The following is a 10,028-nucleotide window of genomic DNA, read 5'->3' on the forward strand; positions in this document are numbered from 1 at the left end:
CGTCCGCGCCTGCGGCTGTCGGGACTGCCGCTGCCGGGCCTGCAGCTGTCGGGACTGCCGCTGTCGGGCCTGCAGTTGCCGCGCCTGCAGCTGCCGGGCCTGCCGCTGTCGGGCCTGCCGCTGCCGGGCTCACAATCTGCCCCTCAGAGGTCGATCCGCCCCCGGAGGTCGGAGCGCGAACCGGGATCGGAGGGGCGGATCGCGGGGAGCCCGACGGCTCGGAGCTGTCCGGATTGGAGCCGGCCGGATCGCCCGCCGCCTGCGCCGACCGCACCATCACCTGCATCATCGCCCCGAGTCCCTCCGGATCGTCGGCCCAGGAGGGGTCGCGCATGCACAGCTCGCGGTATCCGCGGTGACCGTGACGGCCCAGGAACTCACGAAGCATCGCGCCCGTCGCGCCGTCCGAGGCCCGCAGGCGGGTCACGGCGTCACCGGGATCGGTGGCGAGGAAACCCGCGGCGGCTGCGGGATCGGCGGCGAGGGCGCGGACCACCGCGTCCAGCTGCTCCAGCATGACCGCGCTCTCCACATCGGAGGCGCCGGCCATGAGCCGCGCCGCGTCGGTGCGGCCCGAGTCCTCCCCCCGTCCGGCCTTGACCGCTCGCGAGATCAGCACGCTCTCGAGGATGTTGGCGGCGACCGCGGCGCGTGAGGAGGACCGCACGTGGGTCAACGTGACGTCGCAGTAGAGCTCGATCCCGGCCTCCAACTGCTCCATCACCCGCCGCGGGTCGTCGTCGGTCGGGACCCGCCAGTCGGTGATCCGCCCCGGCAGTCTGCGGATGGCGGGTCCGGCGGACAGCGCGTGGGAGGACAGGCGAATGGTGTTGGCGAGCCGGCGCAGGAACGGCTTGGGCGGCTTGGGAACCAGCTCGTCGACCACCCGCCCGCAGATCGAGGTGGAGAACTGCTCGAGCGAGTTGCCCACGATGCCCGAGCTCAGCGCCGTCCCCTCGGTGAGGTTGAGGAACATGTGCCCGGAGAAGTATCCCACCTGGAGCCAGGGTCGGTCGTAGCTCGGTTGGGCGCGGGCCACCACCTGGATCTGCTGCATGGCGTAGTCGATCGCGAACCCCGAGACCGACGCCGTCAGGGGACAGAACGCCCCCGGCATCATCTCGCCGATGTTGCAGCGCGTATAGACGTGGTCCTCACCGGCCAGCGGCGAGTCCATCTCCGCGAGGTCGGCGGGAAGCGTGGTGACGGGCCTGGCCTGCAGCCACCAGAGCCTGCCGGTCCGGTCAATCGCCCACTCCAGGTCCATCGCTCGGCCCCAGTGCTGCTCAGCGCGCTGGGCGCCCGACCTGATCGCTGCGATCTCCTCGGGGGACAAGACCGCCTCGTCGTCGTACTCGCGGAGGGCCACCCGGCCGGCGGAATCCAGGATCAGGTGGTCAGGTGACGCCGATCCGTCGACCAGCGCCTCACCCAGGCCGGGAACCGCGTCGATGACCATGAGGTCGCGCCGGCCGCTGGTGGGGTCCGCGGTGAACACCACGCCGGCGGCGCGTGCGTCCACCATCTGCTGGACCACCAGGTGCATGGCCGGCGGGCCGGTGGCCGTGCTGGTGTCCGCCGGAACGGACCCGGTGCCGGTCGCCGGATCGGCACGGTAGGACGACGCGCGGCCCGAGCCGACGGATGCCACACACGTGCGCACCGCGTCGGCGAAATCCTCTGCCGACTCCACGCCCAGCACCGTGTCGTACTGTCCGGCGAACGAGTGGTCCCCGCCGTCCTCTCCGGCCGCCGAGGACCTCACGGCCACCGGCGTCGCGCCGGCCTCGGCCATGCGGTCGAACCACCGGGAGAGGTCGACGACGACGAGGTCGGCCGACGCGTCCGCGATGACGAAACCGTGGGGGACGTCCAGGCCGAGACGCCGGAGTCCTGCCAGACCCGCGGCCTTCCCGCCGTAGCGGTCGTCGGTGACCTCGTCGAACTCGACCACCGTCGGCGTCATCGCCCGCCCCCCAACGCGTCGACGATCTCGGCCAGCGCATCGGTGGCGATGGGACCGGTCTGATAGAGGCAGAGCCGGTCCGACACCCCGTCCACCCGGTCGCGGATGTGCGCGGCCACCTCGGCCGGGGTTCCGCAAGCGGCGATGGTGTGCAGGATCTCGTCGCTGATCAACGACGTCATCTCCTGCCATCGGCCCTGTTTGGACATGGCGTTGAGCTCGGGCTGCAGATCGCCCCAGCCGTGGGCGTCGAGCACCGGCTTGTACGCGGGGGTGGAACCGTAGAACGCCAGCAACCGGCGGGTGGACACGTGGTCGTCGTCCCGTCCGGCGGCCACGGACACGATCACCTCGGGCACCACCTCGAAGTCGTCCTCACGGCGACCGGCGGCGGCGAGTCCCGCGCGCACGGCCGGCATCGTCGACTCACGGAGGAACTTCGTGGACCCGAACGGCATCACCAGGAGGCCGTCGGCCACCTGCGCGGTGGCCCGGGTCAGCCGGGGCCCGAGCGCGCCGAGGTAGATGGGCGGCGGGCCGTACGGGTTGGGTCCGGGCACGAAGGTGGGTGTCATGAGGGTGTGGCGGTAGTACTCCCCCCGGAAATCCAGGCGCTCACCGGTCTCCCAGGTGGCGAAGACGGCCCGCAGAGCCCCCACCAGTTCCGTCATGCGCTCGACGGGGTGATCGAACTCGGTTCCGTAGCGCTTCTCGATCTGCGCCCGCACCTGCGTACCCAACCCCAGGACGAACCGGCCCTCGCTGAGCAGCTGCAGGTCGTAGGCCTGGTGGGCCAGCTGGACGGGGTTGCGGGGAAAGCCGATCGCGACGTTGGACATCACGTCCAGGCCCCGGACCTGGGACGCCAGCACCAGGGGGGTGAACACGTCGTGCGGGCCTTCGAAGGTGAACACCCCGGACGCACCGGCCTCCCTGAGCGCTGCCGAACGGTCGACGGCGTCCGTGGGGCCGAAGAGCGCGGTCATGACCTTCACGCCGGCGTCCCGTCCCGCGAGGCCGACCCCGCGTCGGTGTCCGGACCCGACCCCGTGCCCGCACCGTCGGTCCAGTCGGTGAACCCCGACGGGTGGTGGGGGCCGATCACGCCGTGCTCGAACAGTCCCGCGCCCTCGTGGGTCGATCCGTCCGCCTCCGTGCACACGGCGCGACCGACGTGGTCGATCAGGCTGAACGCCGCGCCGGCCATCACCTGGGGGTCGGTCAGGTCGAAGCTCACCCGCTCGGTGAAGCCCTCGCCCTTCCAGCTGCCGTGCGCCCAGGAGGAGTCGCCGCCGTACCCCGAACCGAACGCGATGGGGGCGAACAATTTGGACTCCACGTCCAGCCGGAACCGATCACCCGCGCGGTTCATGAATTCCACGTGGACGCCCGTCGGGATCCGGGTGCCGACGCGGTAGTCCACGTCCACGCGCACGCCGTCGAGCTGCTCCACCCGGCCGTCCCGCCAGCGCCGCGTGCAGTCGTAGAGGCTGCGGTGACCGTCGGGGTCCTCCTGGATGATGAGGAACAACTGGTACTCGTCGAACGCCAGGGGCAGATAGAGCCACCACATTCCGCGGAACGCGGTGTCGGGCCGCCCGGCCGGCTCGGGTTCGCCCACCGGTCGGATGCCCCACGAGCGGTCCCGGGCGGCCACGGAGGAGGAGTGCGTGACCTCCAACCGGTCTCCGTCGACCTCGATCCACCCCTCCCACGTGCCCAGCTGTGCGAAGCGGCTGGCCTGGAGGGTGACCCGGCGGTCGGTGAGCATCGAGTGCGGTTCCTCCATGGCTGCGGGGAACAGGCCCCGCCAGGTGAGGTCGGCGGCGATGCCCTCGGTCGGCTCCAGAGTGAGCCGCAGTTCCCGGAGCGGCTCGATCACCTCGAGCCGGTACCCGCCGACGTGAGGCGTGAGGCGGTCGTCGTCGATCGCGTCGCTGAGGTGCACCGCGGTCTGCGTATCACCCCGGCGGACCACGACGTAGGCGTCCTTGACGCCGAGTCGCGGGTAGTAGCCGATGCCGGTGAGCGCCATGAATCGGCCCTCGCGGTCGAGCACGTTGAAGTAGGACCGATCGTAGAAGTTCCGGTCGGACGTGGCCGGCCAGTTCACCGGCGCGTGCGTCTGGTGGATCGGGTACTCGTCGAGCGGGCTGAGGGTCACGGGGCTCTCCCTACAATACGATGCACACTGCATTGGAACTATGGTGGGTTCATGACAGCAGACGCGCGCGCGGTTGGTGGGGAATCGGCCAAGTCCGCCGGGGGTCGCCCAGGTGCCGGGCGCCCTCGCGACGGCCGGATCGACGCCGCGGTCATCGCCGCCACCAGGGAGCTGATCTGCGAGACGGGCTACCCCGCGCTGTCGCTCTCGGCGATCGCCGCGCGCGCGGGAACCACCACCGCGTCCATCTACCGGCGATGGTCGGGCAAGGCGCAGCTCGTCCACGAGGCGGTCCTGGACGCGGAGGCGATACCCGCGCCGGGCGGCTCCGGTGATCTCCGCGACGACATTAGGGTCCTCGTCGAGACGATCCGGGACCTGTTCGACAGGCCCGAGGTGCGGGTCGCGCTACCGGGTCTGATCGCCGACACCGTCGCCGACCCCGAGCTCCACGACCAGATGATCGCCCGGCTGGCCGGGAACCTGACCGCGTTCGAGTCGCGGTTCGGACAGGGGCGCCGCGGTGGTGACCAGCTGCCCATGCTGGCCGAGGTGGTGGCCGGCACCGCGATCTTCCGCATCCTCGTGCGCCGGGACGCCGCACTCGACGACACCTGGGTGACCGAGATGACCGAGTTGATCACCGGAAGGTGGCCCGGATCAGCCGGATAGCGGTGGCTCGGGAGCGGGGGCTCAACGTTGGCGCGGGACCGCGGTGTAGACGGCGACCTCCTCGGGGATCCCCTTGGCCCGGGCGAGCGGGAAACTCCGCTTGCGGCGCGCCGACACCCTGGACTCGTCCAGCCCGGGGAGGGTGGTCTCGCTGACCAGGATCTCGTCGGCACCCGCCTTCTCGGCCAGCCTGGCGGCGATGTTGACGTCCACGCCGAGGTAGTCGCCACCGATCAGACGTGGGGTGCCGGTGTGGATGCCGGCCCGGATGCGGGGCCGCATGCCGGCGACCTCCACCGGGTCGAGCCCTTCGGAGCAGGCCACGACCGCGTCGAAGGCCAGCTGTGGGGACGGGAACACGGCCATGAGCCCGTCCCCAAGGCGCTTGACCACGTGCCCGCGGTGGGCTTTCACCTGCGGCTCGGTGGCAGACGCGACCTCTCTCAACAGGCGTAGAGCATCCTCGTCCCCCGCCCGCATGGCCCAGTTGGAAAACCCCACGAGGTCGGTGAACACGATGGTCACCTCGCTCCCGCTGCCGCTCCTGCCGGATCGTTGGGTCAGCGCGTGCCATACCTGGAGCCCGCCCAGGGACAACTCCCGCGAGGCGGTGGGTCGCTCGTCGAACAGGCTGCCGGCCACGCGCGCGATCGTGCCCGCGCTGTCCCGGCCCGCGGCCGAGAGCGGATCCCCGAACCCCGAGTCGCCGGGCAGGGCCCGTCGGATCCGGCGCAACGCCTCCACGGCGGAGGGGTGTCTGTTGACGTCGCGGGCACCCGCTGCGATCCGGGCCGCGGACGCGCGCGCCCGGTCCCACCGAGGGTTCGACATGCTCACGAGGGTAACCGGACCGCCCGTGGTCCACGCGCGCCACCTGTGGCTCCCGCCCGCGCGGTTTGCGTCACGGTGAACAAAACAGTTCAGCCTTCGCACGCAGAGTCGTTAGCTTTCTCTTCTGTTGCCGACCGGCAACACCGGCGAAAGTGGACACGACATGAGCAACAGACGAACCCTCTCGAGGCTGGGTATCGGCTTCCTGGGCGTGGGGTTGACCGCCGCGCTCGTCGCGGGCTGTGGGGGGACGGCGTCCGGGGACGAACTCTCGATCGTCGGCTTCGCCGTGCCCGCAGAGGGCAACGCCGCGGTGCAGGAGGCGTTCGCCGAGACCCCGGACGGCGAGGGAGTCTCCTGGCTCACCTCCTACGGCGCATCGGGCGACCAGTCGCGGGCCGTGGCCAACGGCCAGCCCGCCGACGTCGTCCACTTCTCCGTGGAACCCGATGTCACCCGGCTCGTCGACGCCGGGCTGGTCGACCAGGAATGGAACTCAGGGCCACACAACGGATTCCTCACCGACTCCGTCGTGGTGCTGGTGGTGCGCGAGGGTAACCCGAAGAACATCACCGACTGGGAGGACCTGGCCCGCGAGGACGTCGAGATCGTCACCCCCAACCCCGGATCCTCGGGCGCCGCGCGGTGGAACATTCTCGCGGCGTGGGCGTCCGTACTGCAGAAGGGCGGGACGGAGGAGGAGGCCGCGAAGTTCGTCGAGTCCGTGATCGGCAACGTCGCCGCGTTCCCCGGTTCGGGCCGCGATGCCACCACGGCGTTCCTCGACGGCACCGGAGACGTCCTGATCTCGTATGAGAACGAGGCGATCCTCGGCAGACAGCAGGGTGAGGAGTACGAGTACATCGTCCCGGACCGAAACCTTCTCATCGAGAACCCGGCGGCCGTCACCGTCTCCGCGCCGGGGACCGCGCAGGCGTTCCTGGATTACGCCCTGAGCCCGGAGGGTCAGGCGATCTACGCGCAGTACGGTTTCCGTCCCCTGCGTCACCTGGCGGACCAGGTGGAGATCGGTCAGGTCGACGGCGCGACGGATCCCGCGGACCCGTTCCCGGAGATCACCGAGCTCTACACGGTCGATGGTGACTTCGACGGGTGGACGCAGGTCGTCGACACCTACTTCGACGACGACGGGATCATCACCCGGATCATCCAGAGTTCCGGTCTGAACTGACGATGGCCACCGTCCTCACACCGACGACCACTCCGGCGCCACCGCCTCCGGGGTCTGCCCCCCGGAGGCGGTGGCGCGCCGCGCGCACCACCCTCACCCGACCGGCCGGCGTCGCGCTGGGCGTGTCGGTGCTGTGGTTCAGCCTGCTGGTGCTCATCCCGCTGGCCCTGGTCGTGATCTCCGCCGCTGAGGGGGGTTGGGAGACCTTCCGGAGCACCCTGACCAACGTCCAGACCGCCAACGCCATCCGCCTGACCCTGTTCTCCGCACTCGCAGCGACGGGGGTCAACATGGTGGTGGGCACCTTGATCGCCTGGGTCCTGGTCCGCGACAGGTTCCCCGGCAAGCGGGTGATCGAGTTGGTGATCGACATCCCCTTCGCCCTGCCCTCCCTGGTCGCCGGGTTGGTGCTGTTGAGCCTCTACGGGCCGAACAGTCCGCTGGGCCTGACCATCGCGGGGACCCCGTACTCGGTCTTCCTGGCGGTGTTGTTCGTGACTCTGCCCTTCGTGGTGCGCACCGTGGAGCCGGTCCTGCTCGAGCTCGACCCGCAGGTGGAGCAGGCCGCCCGGTCCCTCGGTGCGTCCCGGGCCGAGACGTTCCGTCGCATCGTCCTGCCCACCCTGACGCCGGCCATCGCCGCCGGGGCCACCCTGTCCTTCGCGCGGGGGGTCGGGGAGTTCGGAGCGTTGGTGCTGTTCACCGGTAACCGACCCAACATCTCCGAGGGCGCGCCGATCCGCATCCAGAGCTACATCGAGATAGACAACGTGGCCGCCGCCGCCACTGTCGCGGTGGTCCTGCTCGCTGTGGCGCTCCTGGCCATCGCGATCCTCGATGTCATCTCACGGAGGGTGGCGCGCCATGGCTGAGCGGACCGATCAGAGACCGTCCACCCCGACCGCGGGTATCGACGACCCGACCGCTGTGCCCGTTCGTCGGCTCCGGCCGGTGTCGCCGTGGGCGGGTGTCCGCCTCGCCGTCGTCGTCACCTATCTCTTCCTCCTGGTCGGCTGGCCGCTGCTGATGATCGTCCAGCGGACCTTCTTCGACGGCTCCAACCACCTGGTCTCCGCGCTGCAGAATCCCTCCGTGCAGCACGCCCTGCTCATCACCCTGTCCAGTGCACTGTGGGCGGTGGCGCTCAACACGGTCTTCGGGATCACCCTGGGGATCCTGCTGGTGCGTCACGAGTTCCCCGGGAAGCGACTGCTGAGCTCCTTCATGGACCTGCCGGTGTCCGTCTCGCCGATCATCGTGGGCCTGGCGTTGCTGTTGGCCTACGGTCCCGCGCACGGGTGGCTCGGCCGACCGCTGGCCGAGATCGGCATCTCGGTGGTCTTCTCCTACACCGGCATCGTCCTGGCCGTCACCTTCGTCTCCCTGCCACTCGTCCTGCGCGCCGTGGTGCCCGTACTCCGGGAGATCGGCGACGACCAGGAGACCGCCGCGCGCAGCCTGGGGGCCTCGGGGCGGCAGGTCCTGTGGCGGATCACCCTGCCGGCGATCAAGTGGGCCGTCGCGTACGGCGTGGTGCTCACCTTCGCCCGCGCGATCGGGGAGTTCGGCGCGGTGCTGATCGTCTCCGGCGGCATCGTCAACCGCACCGAAACGGCGACGATCGCCGTGCAGCGGCTCCACCAGGGCTTCGATACGGGAAGCTCGTACGCCATCGGCTTCCTGCTCGCACTCATCGCCGTGGCGGCACTGGTGATCGTCATGATCCTTCGACCGAAAGAGGGCCCCAGTGGGGATTGAGATCTCAGGCGTCAGCAAGCGGTACGGGGACTTCGTCGCACTCGACGACGTCACCCTCTCCGTACCCTCCGGCGGGCTCACCGCGTTGCTCGGACCATCCGGCTCGGGCAAGACCACGCTGCTGCAGATCCTCGGCGGTCTGGAGAACGCGGACCGTGGCACGGTCGAGATCGACGGCCGAGACACCACCCACGTGCCGGCACAGAAGCGGAACGTCGGCTTCGTGTTCCAGCACTACGCCGCCTTCAAGCACCTGACGGTGGCCAGGAACGTGGCCTTCGGGCTGGAGATCCGCAAGGTCCCGAAGCCGGAAATCCGGCGGCGCGTCGACGAGTTGCTGCACCTGGTCCAGCTCGCCCAGTTCGGCGACCGGCTCCCGGCCCAGCTCTCCGGCGGACAACGCCAGAGGATGGCGTTGGCCCGGGCACTGGCGATCGAACCCAGTGTCCTGCTGCTCGACGAACCGTTCGGGGCGCTGGACGCCAAGGTCCGCAAAGAACTGCGCGACTGGCTGCGCCGGCTCCACGACGAGGTACACGTCACCTCGGTGTTCGTCACCCACGATCAGGAGGAGGCCCTCGAAGTGGCTGACACCATCGTGGTGATCAACCACGGCCGGGTCGAGCAGATCGGCACTCCGGAACAGCTGTACGACCACCCGGCCAACGAGTTCGTCTTCGGTTTCCTGGGTCCCGTCACCAGGCTGGGAGGGGTCCTCCTGCGTCCGCATGACGTGCTGGTGTCCCGCGGCCCCGAGTCCGGTGGCGTGCCCGGGCGGGTCGTCCGCTGGAGGCGGGTCGGGTTCGAGATCCGCTACGAGGTGGAGCTCGACGACGCGCCCGGCGCGGAGCGGGTCCACGGGCAGCTCACCCGCACCGAGGCCACCGCGACCGGGATCGGAGCCGGGGACCGGGTGTGGGTCCGCGCCCACCCGGGTGCCGACGTGCTGCGGGAGCCGGCGGCGGCCCCGGTGCGGGACGTCGTGCACGTCCGGGGTTGACCCACCACGTGGCAGACCTGCTGGTCGCCTTCGTCGCCGGCCTGGTGATAGCGACCCTGACCACCCCGGTCGGCGTCTCCGGCGCGGTGTTCCTGCTGCCGGTGCAGCTCCAGTTCCTGTCGGTCTCGAGCCCGCAGGTGACGCCCACCAACCTCCTCTACAACATCGTCTCCGCGCCCGGAGCCCTGTGGAAATTCCACCGGCGCGGGTCGTTCACGGGCTCGCGGGAGCTGATGGTGCGCCTGCTCGCCGGCACCGTCCCCGGCGTCGTTCTCGGGGCGGGGGTCCGGGTGTTCCTGGCTCCCGGTGAGGATGTCGCGCGGCTCCTGGCCGTGGCCCTGCTCGCCCCGATCGGATACTCGCTGGTGCGGCCCCGCCGCCCGGGTGGTGCCCCGACGAGCCCCGGCCGGGTGGCGGCGTGGATCAGCAGGCGCCAGCGTACGGC

General features: G+C 70.4%; 9 protein-coding genes and 1 pseudogene. 6 read left to right on the plus strand and 4 right to left on the minus strand.

All coding sequences use genetic code 11. The features are described 5' to 3' along the window. The 3 genes and pseudogenes from IY392_RS16650 to IY392_RS16660 all read right to left on the minus strand — a co-directional run. On the minus strand, positions 1-1,966 hold a 1,966-nt coding region (locus tag IY392_RS16650; protein ID WP_194861829.1), incomplete at its 3' end, for a PEP/pyruvate-binding domain-containing protein. Continuing rightward, positions 1,963-2,961 carry a TIGR03617 family F420-dependent LLM class oxidoreductase gene (locus tag IY392_RS16655; RefSeq protein WP_107757752.1) on the minus strand — a complete coding sequence of 333 codons (999 nt, stop codon included), beginning with the start codon at positions 2,959-2,961 and terminating at the stop codon, positions 1,963-1,965. The genes IY392_RS16655 and IY392_RS16650, both read right to left, overlap by 4 nt. Before the next feature lie 68 nt (positions 2,962-3,029). Further along, positions 3,030-4,163 (minus strand): annotated as a pseudogene (locus IY392_RS16660) (hypothetical protein); the annotation flags it as partial. 18 nt (positions 4,164-4,181) lie between these two features. Here IY392_RS16660 and IY392_RS16665 point away from each other — a divergent pair. Further along, complete coding sequence (locus IY392_RS16665) at positions 4,182-4,802, plus strand: TetR/AcrR family transcriptional regulator (protein WP_194861831.1); 621 nt, start codon at positions 4,182-4,184, stop codon at positions 4,800-4,802. Between the two features lie 21 nt (positions 4,803-4,823). Here the strand turns inward: IY392_RS16665 and IY392_RS16670 are convergent, their stop codons facing one another. Beyond that, a complete protein-coding gene (locus IY392_RS16670; protein WP_194861832.1) occupies positions 4,824-5,633 on the minus strand; it encodes an adenylate/guanylate cyclase domain-containing protein in 810 nt (269 codons plus the stop codon). 163 nt (positions 5,634-5,796) lie between these two features. On the opposite strand from IY392_RS16670, the gene IY392_RS16675 reads away from it, so the two are divergent. From IY392_RS16675 to IY392_RS16695, 5 genes are all read left to right on the plus strand, one after another. Beyond that, positions 5,797-6,825 (plus strand): sulfate ABC transporter substrate-binding protein, encoded by a 1,029-nt coding sequence (locus IY392_RS16675; protein WP_107757749.1) that lies wholly within the window; start codon positions 5,797-5,799, stop codon positions 6,823-6,825. 2 nt (positions 6,826-6,827) lie between these two features. Next, positions 6,828-7,697, plus strand: coding sequence for an ABC transporter permease (locus tag IY392_RS16680; RefSeq protein WP_194861833.1), 870 nt, complete (start codon positions 6,828-6,830; stop codon positions 7,695-7,697). Beyond that, positions 7,690-8,583: a sulfate ABC transporter permease subunit gene (locus tag IY392_RS16685; protein WP_107757747.1), complete on the plus strand. Its 894-nt coding sequence runs from the start codon at positions 7,690-7,692 to the stop codon at positions 8,581-8,583. Before IY392_RS16680 ends, IY392_RS16685 begins: the two co-directional genes overlap by 8 nt. Continuing rightward, positions 8,573-9,583, plus strand: a complete 1,011-nt coding sequence (locus IY392_RS16690; protein ID WP_107757746.1) for a sulfate/molybdate ABC transporter ATP-binding protein — start codon at positions 8,573-8,575, stop codon at positions 9,581-9,583. The genes IY392_RS16685 and IY392_RS16690 overlap by 11 nt, the downstream gene beginning before the upstream one ends. An 8-nt stretch (positions 9,584-9,591) precedes the next feature. Further along, positions 9,592-10,028 (plus strand): TSUP family transporter (locus IY392_RS16695; RefSeq protein WP_194861834.1); only part of this gene is annotated, 437 nt, incomplete at its 3' end.

This window comes from Dietzia sp. SYD-A1, assembly GCF_015356725.1.
Classification (GTDB): domain Bacteria; phylum Actinomycetota; class Actinomycetes; order Mycobacteriales; family Mycobacteriaceae; genus Dietzia.

What these genes read in the sequence shown, in the direction of transcription:
- IY392_RS16665 (WP_194861831.1), top strand. Translation starts at nt 4,182, where the DNA reads ATGACAGCAGACGCGCGCGCGGTTGGTGGGGAATCGGCCAAGTCCGCC.
- IY392_RS16670 (WP_194861832.1), bottom strand. Translation starts at nt 5,633, where the DNA reads ATGTCGAACCCTCGGTGGGACCGGGCGCGCGCGTCCGCGGCCCGGATC.
- IY392_RS16675 (WP_107757749.1), top strand. Translation starts at nt 5,797, where the DNA reads ATGAGCAACAGACGAACCCTCTCGAGGCTGGGTATCGGCTTCCTGGGC.
- IY392_RS16680 (WP_194861833.1), top strand. Translation starts at nt 6,828, where the DNA reads ATGGCCACCGTCCTCACACCGACGACCACTCCGGCGCCACCGCCTCCG.
- IY392_RS16685 (WP_107757747.1), top strand. Translation starts at nt 7,690, where the DNA reads ATGGCTGAGCGGACCGATCAGAGACCGTCCACCCCGACCGCGGGTATC.